Here is a 14,675-nt window from a genome sequence, read left to right on the forward strand (position 1 = left end):
ATGGGCACCGGCCTGCTGCTGGGCGTGTTGAGCATCATCTCGGTGCTGCTGGCGCTGGCCGTCTGGCTATGGGGCACCGCCGCCAGCCGTGAGCAGCGCCAGGCCTCGCTGCAGCATGCCGAGCAACAACTGGCGCGCGGCAGCGCGGCCGGCGCGGTACCGGCCGGGCCTGCCGTTGCGGCGGCCAACGATTCGACCCGCCCGGCCAGCACCGGAACCCGTGTACTGCCGTGGGACGGTGTCCTGCAGCGCGCCGGCCTTCCGCCGGGCTGGAAGCTGCCACTGATGCTGCTGGTGCCGGGACTGATGCTTGCGGTCGTGGCGGCGATGCGGCTGGGCACGGCCTGGATGTTTCCGCTGACCCTGCTGCTGTACCTGCTGGGCTGCTGGCTGTGGGTGATGCGCCGGATCACGAAGCTGCGCGCGCAGCTGCTGCACCAGATGCCGGACTTTCTCGACAACCTGGTCCGCCTCACCGCGCTGGGCAACAGCCTGCAGGCCGCGTTCCAGGTGTCTTCGATGCAGACCAGCGCACCACTGCGCGGCCTGCTCGACACCACGGTGCGCTATGCGCGCAGCGGCATGGACCTGGATCGTGCATTGAGCCTGGCCGCGCAGCCGTACCGGATGGACGTACTGAAGGTGCTGGCAGTGGTGATCGGCGTGAGCGTGCGCATCGGTGGCCGCGCCGACCAGATCCTGCAACGCATGGGCGATTTCATGCGCGACCTGGAACAGGCCCAGCAGGAACTGGCGGCCACCACCTCGGAAACACGGATGTCGGCCTGGGTACTGGGGCTGCTGCCGCCCGCCAGTGCGGTGCTGATGGCAATCTCCAGCCCGGCGTTTTTCCAGCCGGTGCTGCACGACCCGCTCGGTCACAGGATCCTGTTGATCGCGCTGGGCCTGGAACTGCTAGGGGCGTTCCTGCTGTACCGCCTGGCCAAATCACTATGACCGCCCACAGCCGCCCCGGAGGTGCCCGATGAGCGCCAGCGCCTGGTTCGCCCTTTCGCTGCTGGTGCTGGCGGCCGGCGTCGCCCTGCTCGGTATCGCCGGCTGGGTGCGCAGCCATCGCGAGCACCGCACCTCAGCCACACTGAAAACCGCCCTGCAGCCGCGTGAGGAAGGCCGCGACACCGGGGCCACGCGCCGCGACTCGCTGGGCTGGATCGAGCGCTTCGGGCGCTCGCTCAGTGGCGGCCGCCTGGAGGCGGCGCTGCTTGCCAACGAAGACAAGCTGCTGTTGGACCTGGCTGGCTGGAACACGCGCCGTGGCACCGCGATCTATCTCGGCCTGCGCCTGCTGCTTGCCCTGTTGGTGCTGGCGCTGGCGCTGGCGTTCAGCAGCGCGCACGGGCTTGCCAAGGTGATGGTGGTGATCGGTGCGCTGGCGGCCGGGCTGCTGCTGCCCAAGTTCGTGCTGTCGTCGTGGGTCAAGCGCCGCCGCCGCGCGGTCGAGAACGAGCTGCCCCTGCTGATCGACCTGCTGCGCCTGCTGCAGGGCGTGGGCTTCAGCATGGACCAGAGCCTGCAGACCCTGGGTGACAAGCTGCGCGATGCATTGCCGGTACTCGGCGGCGAACTGCAGGAAGCCAATGTGGCCTATACCCATGGCCGCACGCGCGCGCAGTCGTTGCGGCGGCTGAGCGAGGTCTACGCCGATGATGACCTGGCCAGCCTGATGCAGTTGATCCTGCAGGTGCATGCGCACGGCGGCGCAGTGCAGGAGCCGTTGCGCCAGTTCAGCATCCGCCTGCGCGAACAGCGCCGCAACGCGTTGAAGGAAAAGGTCGGCAAGCTCTCGGTGAAGATGACCGTGGTGATGATGCTGACCCTGTTGCCGGCACTGATGCTGGTGCTTGCCGGCCCGGCGCTGGTCGCGCTGGCCACCACCCTGTCCAAGATGGGATCTCCCTGATGCCTGCCCTGCGCACCTCCTGCCTGCTGCTTGCCGTCGCCCTCGCCGCCCTGGCCAGTGGCTGCGCCTCGACCACACCGAAATATGTGCGGGCGCCCAGCCTTGCGCCGTCGGAACCCGATCCGCAGGACAGCCGCAACGCCTATCTGGAGCTGATCGAACGCATGCAGCAGCAGGGCGCCTGGTATGCCTCGCTGGCCCACGTGGAGGCCTTCCGCCAGCGCTATGGTGATCGCCCTGCCCTGCGCCTGCTGCAGGCCGACGCACTGCGCGAGACCGGCCAGGCCGACGCGGCGGTCACGCTGTATCGCGAGCTGTCCAGCGGGCCGCAGGCCGCGGCGGCCGCCCACGGCCTGGGCCTGATCGCTGCACGCCGCGACGACGACGCCGGAAGCGAACAGGCGCTGGCGCGCGCCACGCAGCTGCAGCCCTTGAACACCGACTATCTGGGCGACCTGGGCTATGCACGGCTGCGTGCCGGCCAGTTCGATCAGGCCCGCGAGCCGCTGGCCAAGGCCCTGGAACTTTCACCGGGCAACGCCAAGGCAACGGCCAACCTTGCACTCTGGGCGGTACTGCGCGGCGACCAGGCCACGGCGGAGCGGCTATCGGCACAGGCCAGCCTCAACGAGGAAACGCGCCGAAGCATCCAGCAGCAGGCCCAGCAGATCCGCACGCGCCTGCAGCAACGACAGGCCGCTGCCGCCGCCAACGCAGCCACACCTGCACACACGGCGAGCGTCGAGAGTGGCGCTCGTGCATCGGGCGGCGCACGGCTGGCGAGCGAACCCCGCCGCGACCCGCGCGACCAACGCGATCCGCAGCGCCTGCCACCCTCGATGCTGGAACGCTTCAGCGCCACCGACCACCCGACCGGAAGCACACCATGACCACGATGCGCCAGATCCGACGCCTGTTGCCCGTGCTGTGCTGCCTGCTTGTGGCCGGTGCCGTGCAGGCACAGCAACAGCCATTGACCGGACAGATGCTCGGTGGCCCCTCACTGTCGGCACCGGCTACAGCGCCGATGCAGGCCGAACCGCTCCCCACCGTGGAGTTGGCCGCACCGGCTGCATCCGCCGAGGTGACTGGAGCGCAAGCGTCGACCATCGCAACCGACGTCGCACCTCTTTCAGCACCGCCCGCCGCACCACGTGCACGCCTGCAGAGCGGCGAGGCGACCCGCAACCTGTTCCGCCTGCAGGCCTCCGGGCAGCAAGCCGGCCAACGGCTGCCGATCCTGGGTGACCAGGCCACGCTGAGCTATGCGCGTTACCTGAAGAGCTTTGAACACGAGATCCCGGACTTCTTTGAGACCGATGTCTCCCGGTCCAGGGACGCCTCCTCCTCCGGACGCTGAGGTCGGCCATGAAACGCCCACGACAGTTCAGTTTCAGCCGCGCACGCGGCGGCATGTCGGTCACGATGATGCTGGTCATGCTGGCGCTGGTGGCCATGCTGGGCCTGATCGAGATCGGCTATCTGTTCTGGGCCAAGCGTGACGCGCAGAAGGTGGCCGACCTTGCCGCACTGGCCGGCGCACAGCGGCTGGAGCTGTGCAGCCCGGACAACAGCGACAACAGCGCTGCCCGGCAGAATGCGGTGGTCCAGAACGGGTTCGCAGGCACCCTGCAGATCCGCTGCGGCAACTGGAGCGCCAGCCGTGGCACCGGCACCCGCTTCGTCACCAGCGTCGATGCCAGCAATCCCCGCAATGCGGTTCAGGTGATCGCCGAGCGCAGCGTGCTGCCCTTCTTCGGTCAGACTTCCAGCCTGCCCACCGTGAGCGTGCAGGCCGTGGCGCGCCGTGCCGAACCCACCGCGGTGTTTGCGGTCGGCTCGCAGCTGCTGCGGACCAATGGCGATTCAGTGCTGCTGTCCACCCTGCGCCTGGTTGGCCTGGACGTCACCAATGCCACGGTGCTGTCCTATGACGGCCTGGCGCAGGCCAACGTGACTCCGTCCGGCCTGCTGAAAGCGCTCAACATACCGGTAAGCGCCAACCTCAGCGTGGCCGACTTCAATCGCCTGCTGTCGGTCAACAAGATTTCGCTGGCACAGCTGGTCGATGCTACCGCCACCGTAGTCGGCCGTGACTCCGCAGTGGGGGTGCAGCTGCGCGCGCTGTCCGATCTGGTTGCCACCCAGCTGGACATCAACAAGCTCAACATCGTGCTTGGCAGCCAGTCCGGCGGCGGTGGCCTATTTGCCGAAGTTGTCTCGCCCGACGGCACGGTCGGCAGCGCACTGGAGTCACAGATCAACGTGCTCAACCTGATCAACACCGCGATCTCCATCGCCAACGATGGCAACGGCGTGGCGGTCAAGGGACTGGACCTGCTGGGCATCAGGATCCAGGCCGGCGTGGTCGAGCCGCCATCGATCGCCATCGGCGGCGTCGGCAGCCGTGCCTACAACGCGCAGGTGCGGCTGATGGCGGACGTGGACAGCAACAACCTGTTCGCGCTGGGGCCGCTGCTGAACCTGCTTGGCACGCGCCTGCACCTGCCGTTGCACGTCGACGTGGCCAACGGTATGGGCACCTTGACCGGCATCCAGTGCGGCGGCAGTCCACCCAAGGCCACGATCCAGGTGGACTCGTCGGTGCTGCGCGCCTGCGTCGGCAATGTCGACCCCGCACAGCGCTTCTCCAAGGCCAATGTCTGCGATGCCACGCTGCAGGACGAACAGCTGCTGAAGCTGCTGGGCCAACCATTGATCAACGACAGGATTACCCTGCCCGCCCTGACCAGCACGCAGACCCTGACCCTGGCCGCCGGCGAGACCGGCTCGACCCGGTTCAATCCGCTCGCAATTGGTGACGCAGTGTCGAGCCTGGTCAACGAACTGCTACGGGTGCTGTCGGGCATGCTCAATTCGCCCAAGCAGGGCATGAACGCCAACGACACCGCCAAGGCGCTGGCCGATCGCTACCTGCAGGCGGCCTTTCCGACTGGCGGACGCTACAACGTCGACCAGGTCATCCCGCTGCTGCGCGATGGCGATCCGGCGCGCAATCTCGCCCCGCTGGGCAACTGGACGGTGAAGAATGGCGTCCCCAAGCCTTGCCTGCTGGGCCTGACCACCTGCTGGGAAGACGGTTCGGTGTGGACCGGTTACAGGACGACCGTCACCGGCCAGGGCCTGGGCCTGCTCGATGGCCTGCTCGGCTCGCTGGTCGGCGGCCTGCTGATCAACCGCTGCGACAGCCTGCTCGGCAACCTGATCGATTACAACGGCTGCGTGCGCAACAATCTGGCGTCCTACATCCAGACCGCACCGGCCGGCTTTCTCGATGGTGCCGGGGGAACGGGTGTCACCAACCCCGATGGCAGCGTCAGCTGCAGCGGACTGCTGTGCACCCTGCTGAAGCCGATCCTGGCCGCACTGCGGCCGGTGCTCAACAGTATTGGCACCCTGCTGACCAACCTGCTGGCCAGCGTGCTGGGCGTTGAACTGGGCCGGACCGACGTCAATGTGCAGTCGATCCAGTGCAGCGCCGCACAGCTGGTCTACTGACCGGTGACGGGCGCCCTTGGCGGCGCCCACACCCATGCTAGACTCCCGGCGGGGAACCACCTTCATCTCAACCCACACTCATCCGTGGATGGTCTAGACATGCGAGAAACTTCAGGGGGCGCGGTCTTTGCCCGGCACGCGCGCAGCGCGGCAGTGCTGGCCGTGGTCATGATGCTGGTGGCACCGGCAGCGATGGCTGCACGTGGCGACCGCGAGGTGGCAGCCGAACCGGCGCGCAGCGCGCCTGTGGTGCGCAATACCGTGGACGAACTCAAGCAGTTGATGGACTCGCGCCAGCTGACCGAGCTGCGCACCACTTACAACGGCAACTACGGCGCCAGCCTGCTGTTCAATGCCAACACCCTGACCTACTACGTCGCCCTGTTCCAGGAGAAGAACTTCTGGCGGGTGATCAAGACCGATGCGGTGGACAACGCCGAGCGCGTCTACCGCACCTTCGCGCAGCAGTCCGAACAGCTCGCCCAGGTCTACATCGACACCACCCGTCTTGAAGCCGGCAAGCGCTACACCGAGCGCCTGGTGGCCTACAACGAAGAACGCCTGCGCACCCTGCAGCAGGAAATGGAACAGCAGCAGGCGCAGTCGGCACAGGTCAGCGCGGCCCTGCAGCAGGCCCAGCAGCAGGCCGTGAGCCTCAGCACCGACGTGCAGAGCACCAACAGCCAGCTGGACGCCCTGCAGCGCCGCATCCAGATCCTGCAGGCCGAACAGGGCAACCCGGAGTTGAGCCTGCCCAAGCCGGACAGTGTGCCCGCACCGGCCGCCGCAAGCGACGGTCGCTGAGAGCTGCACTCACGGTACTCACGCGACGGCGCCCTATGGCGCCGTTGTCGTTTTCGACACTTCAGCGTCCCGCATCACTGGCAGGCGTCGTAGACCGCGTCATCCAGCTGCCGGCGCTGCACGAAATCCAGGCGCCGACGCTTGAGCAACGCCTTCTCACGATCACGCCGGGCACGCTCGCAGGCTGCCGCATCCGTGCTGATCGTGATCAGCGCACCGTGCGCCCGCGCCGCACGCCGTGGCCGCGGCGTTGGCTTCGGTGTCGAGGCCGCTGGCGCCATAGCGCCGCGGGACAATGACTGCTCCGCGGGCACGTCCCAGCGCCATGCGGCACGCCCCTGGCAGGGTGTCTGCTGGTAGACCGGGTGCGGTCCATCCACGCACTTGTAGACATGGGTCTGTGCCGGCGCTGCCATGGGCAGCAGCAGGCACAGCATCAGCGACCATCGCATGGCGGGCATCCGTGCGTTCCTGTGGCGGGCTGCGCTCATCCTCGGCATACGGCTCCCGTCCTGCCAGAGCGATACGCGTCACATCCGATGCAATCCAGCACAGCCGTGCAAGTCGGTCGCCTGCGCCTGCGCTGTACTGCCGAAGGCACCGGCATCCTGCCGAAGCCTTCCCTCCCTTCCGCCAAGGAACCTGCAATGAGCAACTTCGTCACCGTCGCCGATGGCGCCCGCATCTTCTACAAGGATTGGGGCACCGGCCAGCCGATCGTGTTCGCCCACGGTTGGCCGCTGTCTTGCGATGCCTGGGATCCGCAGATGCTGTTCATGGGCCAGAACGGCTTCCGCGTGGTCGCCCACGATCGCCGCAGCCACGGACGCTCCAGCCAGACCTGGAACGGCAACAACATGGACACCTATGCCGATGACCTGGCCGCGGTGATCGAAGCGCTGGACCTGAAGGACGCGATCCTGGTCGGCCATTCCACCGGCGGCGGTGAAGTGGCCCATTACATCGGCCGCCACGGCAGCGCGCGCGTGGCCAAGGTGGTGCTGGTCGGCGCCGTGCCACCGCTGATGCTGAAGACCGCTGGCAACCCCGCCGGCACCCCGCTGGAGGTCTTCGACGGCATCCGCAAGGGCACCGGCGGCGACCGTTCGCAGTTCTTCAAGGACCTGACCACCCCGTTCTTCGGCGCCAACCGGGATGGCAACAACGTCACCCAGGGCATGCGCGATGCGTTCTGGCTGCAGGGCATGCTCGGTGGCGTCAAGGGCCAGTACGACTGCGTGCACGAATTCTCGGAAGTGGACTACACCGAGGACCTGAAGAAGATCGACGTGCCGGCGCTGGTCGTGCACGGCGATGACGACCAGATCGTGCCGTTCGATGCCTCGGCCAAGCTGTCCTCGCAGATCATCAAGGATGCCGAACTGAAGGTGTACGCCGGTGCGCCGCATGGCCTGACCATCACCCACGCCGACCAGTTCAACGCCGACCTGCTGGCGTTCGCACGCAAGTGAGGTATCGCGGCGGCGCTACCCAGCGCCGCCGCAAAAAAGGGGACGGAGGGGATTAAGTCGTTTGTGCACAAACGACTTAATCCCCTCCGTCCCCTTTTTGTGTCAGATATCGCTGTGATGGTGTGGTACCCCGGTCTTCGGCAGCGGATCATGGCCACCCACGAAGTGGCGTACCACCGGTGCGCGCTCACCGCGATGCAGTTCCCGCAGCACTTCCTGGATCGCCTTGTCGTCGGCGGTGATGCGCTCATGCTGGCGCAGGTGCTCCAGCCACGACGGGGTCACGAAATACTCCAGGTGGATGCCCGGGCTGGCCACGTCCTCGACCACGCCCCAGACCACGGCGCCATCGCGGCGGCGGATCGTGCCCAGCGCGCGCATCTGCGCCTGGAACGTGGCACGATCAGCATCATCGATGCGGTACTCGATGGTGACCAGCACCGGGCCTCGATCGTTCGACACCGGCACCGACAGCTCGGGTGCCGGCCAGTGCCCGGCCGGGCGCAGGTTCAGGTCTTCGGTGCCGGCGATGCGCACGCGCCACACCAGCAACCCACCGATCACCGCACCGGCCGCTGCCACCAGCAATGCCAGTTCGGGCGAGGTGCGCTGAGCGAGCGCGCCCCAGCTCAGGCCGCCGGCGGCCATGCCGGCAGAGAACACCATGATGTACAGCGCCAGCGCACGCGCACGTACCCATGCCGGAACCGCAGTCTGCGCAGCGATCTGCAGCGACGACAGCACGGTGATCCACGCAAGACCATTGACCAGCATCACCGCCGGAAGCACGTACCAGCTGCGGGTCAGCGCCAGCCCGACCAGGCTCAGGGCCAGCGACAACGTCGCCAGCAGCACCAGCAGGTCGCGATCCATCCGTGCGCGCAGCTTCGGCAGCAGCAACGCACCACCCACTGCGCCGATGCCGATGCAGCCCAGCAGCATGCCGTACTGCCCCGCCCCACCCTGCATCTGCCCACGCACTACCACCGGCAACAGCGCGTTCATTGCCGCGGCGAAGAAGAAGAAGCCGACCGACTTGATCAGCACCGCCTGCAGCCGTCCGGCACGGCTCGCGTAGCGCAGGCCCGCCTTCAATCCGGCACCGAAGCCTTCCGGCGGCAAGCTCGACTGCTTTGGGTCGCGCTTCCAGCCCCACACCACGAACAGCATCGCGGCGAAGGTGATGGCATTGAAGCCGAACGCCCAGACCGCACCCAGCTGGGCGACGATCACGCCGCCGATGGCCGGGCCGATCGAACGGGCGATATTGATGCCGATCGAGTTCAGCGCCACCGCCGAGGCCAGCATCGGCTGTGGCACCAGTTCGGAGACGATGGCGGCCTGCGCGGGCATTGCCATCGCCGCACCGCAGCCCATGCAGAAGGTCAGCAGCACCAGCAACTGCGGGGTCAGCAGGTCCATCGCGGTCAACGCAGCCATCGCTGCGGCCACCAGCAGCATCCAGCCCTGGGTCGCCAACAGGTACTTCCGACGATCGACAATGTCGGCCAGGGTGCCGGCAGCGAGCGCCAGCAGCACGATCGGCACCGTCGTGGCCGACTGCACCAGGGCCACCATCAGCGGCGAACCGGTGCGCTCGGCCATGACCCAGGCGGCGGCCACATCATTGACCCAGGTGCCGATGTTGCTGGCCAGGATCGCCAGCCAGATCGAACGGAACATCTGGATCTTCAGCGGGGACCAGGCACCTGCGTCCTGTACGGGGGGTTGCGACGCGGTTGCGTTCACCATTGCCATGCTCCAACGATCGAGGCGAACAGCGTGTCCTGGCCTCCAGCCTGCTTCAGTGCAGGACCGGCGTCGACCCAGGCCAGCTGCAGCTGCCATTGCCAGTGTTCGCTGGCCTGCCAGCGGGTTTCGGATTTGTACTGGGTGCCGATGCGGCGCGCGCCACCGGCGCTGCCCGGCAACGCCACCAGCGGCGCCGGCGTGGTGTAGACCGCATCGGCACGACGATGCTTCCAGGCCATCTGTACGCCCAGTTCCGTCGTCACCGCGTCGTGCAGGCGCAGGGTCAGGGTCGGCTGCAGGTCCATCAGATTGGCCGGGGCCAGCAGGCTGGCCTCGCTGAAGTAGGCCGATTTCGGGAACAGTGCATTGAAGGTGCCCAGTCGCCGGTCGTGCAGGTTGCCATCGCCACTGGCGATGTCGGCCTTCAGCCCCAGCCGCGGTTGCAGTGGCCGCTCCCTCCAGCGCCAACCCGTGTCGGTCGCCAGCGTCCAGGCACGGACGTCGAGTGGGCCGGTGGCGGCACGCAGTTCACCGCCCTGCGCCACCAGCTCACTGTTCCAGTCCAGCAGACCTGACTGGCCGAACCAGCGCGCACCGAGTGTCTGCCGGCGCTCGGTTCCCGAGCCCGCCGCAAAGCGCGCACCGTCGCGACGATAGTCCAGCAGGTACAGATCCCACTGTCCCACGCCCTGACCGCGTGCCGCGGTGGCATAGGCACCCCACAGGTGCGCACTGTGTTCGCTGCGATCATCAAAGGCACCCGGCCGGTTCTCGACCGGCCGCAGGGCCATCAGGTCAAGCGTGCCGAGCCGCCCCTTCCAGCCCAGGCGCGCACCATCGAAGGCCAGGCGGATGTTCGGCCCATCGCGTACCGACAACAGCCGCGAGCTGCCATAGCCGGCTTCCTGCCGGCCGAGCTGCACATGGAAGCCACCGCGCTGCCAGCGCCAGTACGCCTGCTGCACGTCCAAGGCACCACGGTCGGTGCGGCCCGGGCCGCCTGCCTTGCCATTCTCGGCATGCACGCCCAGCTGCAGTTTTGCCTGCCAGGTGTCCTCCACATAGGTGGCCGAAGCCAGTGCGCGCAGCAGGCCATAGCCATCTTCGCTGCCGCCGATACCAAACCGGGTCGGGTCGTAGTACAGGCCACGCAGGCGCAGCGATGCGTCCAGCTGCAGCTCGCCGTTGCCCGCGTCGCTGCAGCGGCCGCCCTCGCAGGCCAGTGCCAGCGAGGGCACGGACAGCAGCGCCAGGCTCAGAACGCGAAGCACGAGCATCCCATCGCGCCCCAGAACCCGGCCAGGTCATCGGTCGGCGCCGCGTGATGCGCGGCATGACCGTGAGCACCATGCGTACTGCAGGCCACACCGTGATGGTGGCGATGGGCGGCGGCCAATCCGGTGGCGGCACCACCAACGTGGTAACCACCGAACCGGTTGACCGGCGACCAGTCCGGCATCGCCGGCGGCAGCTGCGGCGCCAGCCCAGCATAATCGCCGTCGGCGTGCACGATGCGCCCGCCGACCACGGTCAGCATGCTGGTGATGTCGGCGATCTGCGCGTCGTCGACGCGGAAGAAATCGGCCGAGAGCAGGATGAAGTCGGCCAGCTGACCAGCCTTCAATGTTCCCTTCACTGCTTCGTCGCCGGAGAACCAGGCGCTGCCCTGGGTCCACAGGCGCAGCGCCTGCTCGCGTTCGAGCAGGTTTTCCTCGCCATACAGGGCCAACCCACCCACGGTGCGCCCGGTCACCAGCCAGGACAACGCCACCCACGGGTTGTAGCTGGCCACGCGGGTGGCGTCGGTGCCTCCGCCCACCGGCACGCCCTCGGCCAACATGCGCTTGACCGGCGGCGTGTGCCGTGCCGCCTGCACGCCGTAGCGCTCGACGAAGGCTTCGCCCTGGTAGGCCATGCGGTGCTGCACGGCGATACCCCCACCCAGCGCGCGGATGCGCTCGATATTGCGCGGAGTGATGGTCTCGGCGTGGTCAATGAACCAGTGCAGGCCATCGAACGGCACCTCGCGGTTGACCTGTTCGTATACATCCAGGATGCGGGTGATGCTCTCGTCGTAGGTGGCGTGGATGCGGAACGGCCAGCGCTTCTCGACCAGCAGCTTCACCACGTCGTGCAGTTCGGGCTCCAGCTCCGGCGGCAGTTCCGGGCGCGGCTCGTTGAACAGTTCGAAGTCGGCGGCGGAGAACACCAGCATCTCGCCCGCGCCGTTGTGGCGCAGCAGGTCATCGCCCTGGCGCGGCTGCAGGATCTCGCTCCAGCCACGGAAGTCATGCACTTCCCTGCCCTTGTTCTGGGTGAACAGGTTGTAGGCGATGCGCACCGTCAGCTGGTCATCGCGATGCAGCTGCTCGATGACCTGGTAGTCCTCGGGGTAGTTCTGGAAGCCACCGCCGGCGTCGATCACCGAAGTGATGCCAAGCCGGTTCAGTTCGCGCATGAAATGGCGCGTCGAGTTGGCCTGGTATTCGATCGGCAGGCGCGGGCCCTTGGCCAGCGTGGCGTACAGGATCAGCGCATTGGGCTTGGCCAGCAGCAGCCCGGTCGGGTTGCCCAGCGAATCACGCACGATCTGGCCACCCGGCGGATCCGGCGTGTCCTTGCTGTAGCCGCAGGCGCGCAGCGCGGCGCGGTTGAGCAGTGCGCGGTCATACAGGTGCAGCAGGAACACCGGCGTATCCGGTGAGATGTCGTTGAGCTCCTGCAGCGTCGGCAGGCGCTTCTCGTTGAACTGCGCGGCGGTAAAGCCACCGACCACGCGGACCCACTGCGGCGCGGGAGTACGGTCTACCTGGACCTTCAGCATGTCCAGGGCATCGCCCAGCGAACGCAGGCCGTCCCAGCGCAGTTCCAGGTTGTAGTTCAGGCCACCACGGATCAGGTGGGTGTGGCTGTCGTTGAGGCCGGGCAGCAGGCGCCGGCCCTGGGCGTCGATCAAGGTCGCTTCATTGCCCCAGCCGCGCATGATCTCCTCGTCGCTGCCGACGGCCACGATGCGGCCTTCCTGTACAGCCAGCGCCTGCGCATGCGGCTGCTGCGGGTCGAGGGTGGTAATGCGGGCATTGCGGATGACCAGCGTGCTCATGCGACGTTCCTTGGAAGTGGAATCGAGTGCGGCACCGGCGCGACCTGCCAGGCCGAGCGCAACAGCGGCGCCGCTGGCCAGCACCACGTTGCGGCGGCCGTGATCGAGGGGATCGTGACTCATGCGAATTCTCCCGGAAGGCGTTGGCCGTCCAGCGCCCAGGCGCCGGGGCCGGCCAGCGCGAGGGCCAGCAGCACCGTGGTCCACATCAACGGGTACTCACTGCCGCCGCGCATCCAGAACCAGCCCTTGGGCAGGGCCAACAGCACGGTGAAGCCGATGAAGGCAGCCGCCGCAAGCGCGGCGATGCGGGTCTGCCACCCCAGCAGCACGGCCAGCCCGGACAACACCTGCAGCAAGGCCAACAGCAATGGCAACGGTGCCACTGCCGGCAGCCCGAAACCGCGCAGCTCGGTGGCGAAGCCGGAAAGCCCCGGCCCCCCGAACCAGCCGAACAGCTTGCCCAGCGCGTGCGGCAGCAGGAAGCCTCCTGCCGCCACGCGCAGCATCAGCAGGGCCAGGTCGAGGCCATGGCCGGCAACCATGCTCAGTGCCCGCCTTCCTGCGCACCGAACATCCGCTTGGCGTACTGGATGCCGATGCCGTAGCCGCCAGCGTGATCGCGCGCAATGCCGGTGGTCAGGTCGTAGGTTTCACCCCGTGCCCAGTCGCGCTGCAGTTCGAGCAGGTACTGCACGCTGGTCATCGGCACCGCGCCGGCCTGCACCATGCGGGTGATCGCACGCTCGTGCGCTTCCTCGCTGACATCGCCACAGGCATCGGTGATCACATACACCTCAAAGCCCTGCGCCAGCGCCGACAGTGCCGGGCCGACGATGCAGACGCTGGTCCACAGGCCGGCGATGACCAGACGGCGCTTGCCGATGCGGTTGATCTCATCGATCACAGGCTGGTCTTCCCAGGTGTTCATCGAGGTGCGATCGAACACCGTCTGGCCCGGAAAGATCTGCGGCAGTTCCGGGAACATCGGCCCGGAGAACGATGCCTCGGCGACCGTGGTCAGCACGACCGGTACATTGAAGCCCTTGGCGCCCTTGCCGATCAGCGACACGTTGTTGCGCAGCGCGGAAATGTCGATGGTGTGGGTGGCGAACGCCATCTGCGACTGGAAGTCGATCAGCACCAGGGCGTGGTCGGTCGGCGACAGCAGCGCCGGGGCGGGAGTGGCGGTGGCAAGGCTCATGGGTGGACTCCGTTGGAAACACGATCAAGGGGATGCAACAGGGCGGCATCGCCGGCAACGTACTGGCCGGGGCTGCAGCCGGTCTCCGCGCGGAAGCTGCGGACGAAATGGCTCTGGTCGAAGAAGCCCAGCTGCTGGGCCAGGCAGGCCATCGGCAGCTGCGCGCCCGGCAGCAGCTGGCGCGCGCGCTCGATGCGACGGCGGCGGACATAGCGCAGCGGGCTGGCGCCGGTACCGGCGCGGAACAGGCGTACCAGATGGAAGCGGCTGACGCAGGCGGCCGCCGCCAGCTCGGTCACCCGCAGCGGCTGCGACAGATGCTCATCGACATAGCGCAGGGCGCGCTGCAACGCGGCGGCCTGTTGCGGTGCCAGTGAAGCGGCGGGCGGATCAGGCGGGAAGAGGGTGGCCATGCGGGACGCCGCGAAGGGGTGCCCCATGGTGCGTGACCCCTGCGTGATGCCCCACCCCCGTCGGTCGAGGCCAGCACCTACCCGAATGGGGGAGGCCGACGGCCGAGCAGGCGGCGCCCGAACAACCGCGCATCCAATGAATAGGCGCCAGGGCCCAGCATCAACAGCGCCAATGGCAGCACCGCCTGCGGCCACGGCGCCTGCTGCGCGAACATGCCCACGGCCGCCATCAGCGCCGCCAACGGCGTCAACGCACCCAGCACGAGCATCAGCACTGCCAGCAGGCACAACGCCGACCACCCGCCCGCCTGCATGCCGGGCGTGAACAGCGCAGCGGACAGGCACAACCGCAACCACAGCAGGCCGATGCCCGGACCGCGGTCGGGGAACATCACGAACAGGCGCTGCATGGCGGGGCTCCGGAGGGCATGCCGGCGTGATAGCCGACGCCGGCGCACGCCGCCTACCCCGTTCGGGTCACCCCGGA

Annotated in this window: 15 protein-coding genes; 7 read left to right on the plus strand and 8 right to left on the minus strand. The window is 67.7% G+C overall.

All coding sequences use genetic code 11. The features are described from left to right. The 6 genes from ACEPA4_RS11770 to ACEPA4_RS11795 all read left to right on the plus strand — a co-directional run bounded on the left by ACEPA4_RS11770 (position 1) and on the right by ACEPA4_RS11795 (position 6,244). A complete protein-coding gene (locus tag ACEPA4_RS11770) occupies positions 1–957 on the plus strand; it encodes a type II secretion system F family protein (RefSeq protein WP_005416988.1) in 957 nt (318 codons plus the stop codon). 28 nt (positions 958–985) lie between these two features. Continuing rightward, positions 986–1,921, plus strand: coding sequence for a type II secretion system F family protein (locus tag ACEPA4_RS11775; protein ID WP_374082859.1), 936 nt, complete (start codon positions 986–988; stop codon positions 1,919–1,921). Next, entirely contained in the window at positions 1,921–2,811 is an 891-nt protein-coding gene (locus ACEPA4_RS11780) for a Flp pilus assembly protein TadD (RefSeq protein ID WP_374082860.1), read from the plus strand. The genes ACEPA4_RS11775 and ACEPA4_RS11780 overlap by 1 nt, the downstream gene beginning before the upstream one ends. Then, the gene (locus ACEPA4_RS11785) at positions 2,808–3,281 is read left to right on the plus strand and encodes a DUF3613 domain-containing protein (RefSeq protein ID WP_065178480.1); all 474 of its coding nucleotides are present in this window, start codon (positions 2,808–2,810) and stop codon (positions 3,279–3,281) included. The genes ACEPA4_RS11780 and ACEPA4_RS11785 overlap by 4 nt, the downstream gene beginning before the upstream one ends. Before the next feature lie 8 nt (positions 3,282–3,289). Then, on the plus strand, positions 3,290–5,440 hold the full coding sequence (locus tag ACEPA4_RS11790; protein WP_005416993.1) for a TadG family pilus assembly protein: 2,151 nt from the start codon (positions 3,290–3,292) through the stop codon (positions 5,438–5,440). Positions 5,441–5,539: 99 nt separating this feature from the next. Further along, positions 5,540–6,244 (plus strand): DUF2968 domain-containing protein, encoded by a 705-nt coding sequence (locus ACEPA4_RS11795; protein ID WP_374082861.1) that lies wholly within the window; start codon positions 5,540–5,542, stop codon positions 6,242–6,244. Positions 6,245–6,318: 74 nt separating this feature from the next. On the opposite strand, the gene ACEPA4_RS11800 is transcribed toward ACEPA4_RS11795, so the two are convergent. Further along, positions 6,319–6,705 (minus strand): hypothetical protein, encoded by a 387-nt coding sequence (locus ACEPA4_RS11800; protein WP_374082862.1) that lies wholly within the window; start codon positions 6,703–6,705, stop codon positions 6,319–6,321. A gap of 186 nt (positions 6,706–6,891) precedes the next feature. On the opposite strand from ACEPA4_RS11800, the gene ACEPA4_RS11805 reads away from it, so the two are divergent. Continuing rightward, positions 6,892–7,716, plus strand: coding sequence for an alpha/beta fold hydrolase (locus ACEPA4_RS11805; RefSeq protein WP_005416996.1), 825 nt, complete (start codon positions 6,892–6,894; stop codon positions 7,714–7,716). A 102-nt stretch (positions 7,717–7,818) separates the two neighbouring features. On the opposite strand, the gene ACEPA4_RS11810 is transcribed toward ACEPA4_RS11805, so the two are convergent. The 7 genes from ACEPA4_RS11810 to ACEPA4_RS11840 all read right to left on the minus strand — a co-directional run bounded on the left by ACEPA4_RS11810 (position 7,819) and on the right by ACEPA4_RS11840 (position 14,598). Next, on the minus strand, positions 7,819–9,468 hold the full coding sequence (locus ACEPA4_RS11810; protein ID WP_005416997.1) for an MFS transporter: 1,650 nt from the start codon (positions 9,466–9,468) through the stop codon (positions 7,819–7,821). After that, positions 9,462–10,745, minus strand: coding sequence for an alginate export family protein (locus ACEPA4_RS11815; protein WP_065185733.1), 1,284 nt, complete (start codon positions 10,743–10,745; stop codon positions 9,462–9,464). Before ACEPA4_RS11815 ends, ACEPA4_RS11810 begins: the two co-directional genes overlap by 7 nt. Continuing rightward, positions 10,724–12,571: an amidohydrolase gene (locus tag ACEPA4_RS11820; protein ID WP_196769528.1), complete on the minus strand. Its 1,848-nt coding sequence runs from the start codon at positions 12,569–12,571 to the stop codon at positions 10,724–10,726. Before ACEPA4_RS11820 ends, ACEPA4_RS11815 begins: the two co-directional genes overlap by 22 nt. A 119-nt stretch (positions 12,572–12,690) precedes the next feature. Next, positions 12,691–13,116 carry a DoxX family protein gene (locus tag ACEPA4_RS11825; protein WP_065185735.1) on the minus strand — a complete coding sequence of 142 codons (426 nt, stop codon included), beginning with the start codon at positions 13,114–13,116 and terminating at the stop codon, positions 12,691–12,693. 2 nt (positions 13,117–13,118) lie between these two features. After that, on the minus strand, positions 13,119–13,775 hold the full coding sequence (locus ACEPA4_RS11830; protein WP_005417006.1) for a hydrolase: 657 nt from the start codon (positions 13,773–13,775) through the stop codon (positions 13,119–13,121). Then, complete coding sequence (locus ACEPA4_RS11835; RefSeq protein WP_050562701.1) at positions 13,772–14,215, minus strand: helix-turn-helix transcriptional regulator; 444 nt, start codon at positions 14,213–14,215, stop codon at positions 13,772–13,774. Before ACEPA4_RS11835 ends, ACEPA4_RS11830 begins: the two co-directional genes overlap by 4 nt. A 50-nt stretch (positions 14,216–14,265) precedes the next feature. Then, positions 14,266–14,598, minus strand: a complete 333-nt coding sequence (locus ACEPA4_RS11840) for a hypothetical protein (RefSeq protein WP_005417009.1) — start codon at positions 14,596–14,598, stop codon at positions 14,266–14,268. Positions 14,599–14,675: the final 77 nt, after the last annotated feature.

The organism is Stenotrophomonas sp. P2112 (assembly GCF_041897515.1).
GTDB classification, from domain to species: domain Bacteria; phylum Pseudomonadota; class Gammaproteobacteria; order Xanthomonadales; family Xanthomonadaceae; genus Stenotrophomonas; species Stenotrophomonas sepilia.

Bases quoted from the DNA above. Each gene is read 5' to 3' on its own strand.
- ACEPA4_RS11770 (WP_005416988.1), top strand. From the start codon at position 1: ATGGGCACCGGCCTGCTGCTGGGCGTGTTGAGCATCATCTCGGTGCTG.
- ACEPA4_RS11775 (WP_374082859.1), top strand. From the start codon at position 986: ATGAGCGCCAGCGCCTGGTTCGCCCTTTCGCTGCTGGTGCTGGCGGCC.
- ACEPA4_RS11780 (WP_374082860.1), top strand. From the start codon at position 1,921: ATGCCTGCCCTGCGCACCTCCTGCCTGCTGCTTGCCGTCGCCCTCGCC.
- ACEPA4_RS11785 (WP_065178480.1), top strand. From the start codon at position 2,808: ATGACCACGATGCGCCAGATCCGACGCCTGTTGCCCGTGCTGTGCTGC.
- ACEPA4_RS11790 (WP_005416993.1), top strand. From the start codon at position 3,290: ATGAAACGCCCACGACAGTTCAGTTTCAGCCGCGCACGCGGCGGCATG.
- ACEPA4_RS11795 (WP_374082861.1), top strand. From the start codon at position 5,540: ATGCGAGAAACTTCAGGGGGCGCGGTCTTTGCCCGGCACGCGCGCAGC.
- ACEPA4_RS11800 (WP_374082862.1), bottom strand. From the start codon at position 6,705: ATGCCCGCCATGCGATGGTCGCTGATGCTGTGCCTGCTGCTGCCCATG.
- ACEPA4_RS11805 (WP_005416996.1), top strand. From the start codon at position 6,892: ATGAGCAACTTCGTCACCGTCGCCGATGGCGCCCGCATCTTCTACAAG.
- ACEPA4_RS11810 (WP_005416997.1), bottom strand. From the start codon at position 9,468: ATGGTGAACGCAACCGCGTCGCAACCCCCCGTACAGGACGCAGGTGCC.
- ACEPA4_RS11815 (WP_065185733.1), bottom strand. From the start codon at position 10,745: ATGCTCGTGCTTCGCGTTCTGAGCCTGGCGCTGCTGTCCGTGCCCTCG.
- ACEPA4_RS11820 (WP_196769528.1), bottom strand. From the start codon at position 12,571: ATGAGCACGCTGGTCATCCGCAATGCCCGCATTACCACCCTCGACCCG.
- ACEPA4_RS11825 (WP_065185735.1), bottom strand. From the start codon at position 13,116: ATGGTTGCCGGCCATGGCCTCGACCTGGCCCTGCTGATGCTGCGCGTG.
- ACEPA4_RS11830 (WP_005417006.1), bottom strand. From the start codon at position 13,775: ATGAGCCTTGCCACCGCCACTCCCGCCCCGGCGCTGCTGTCGCCGACC.
- ACEPA4_RS11835 (WP_050562701.1), bottom strand. From the start codon at position 14,215: ATGGGGCACCCCTTCGCGGCGTCCCGCATGGCCACCCTCTTCCCGCCT.
- ACEPA4_RS11840 (WP_005417009.1), bottom strand. From the start codon at position 14,598: ATGCAGCGCCTGTTCGTGATGTTCCCCGACCGCGGTCCGGGCATCGGC.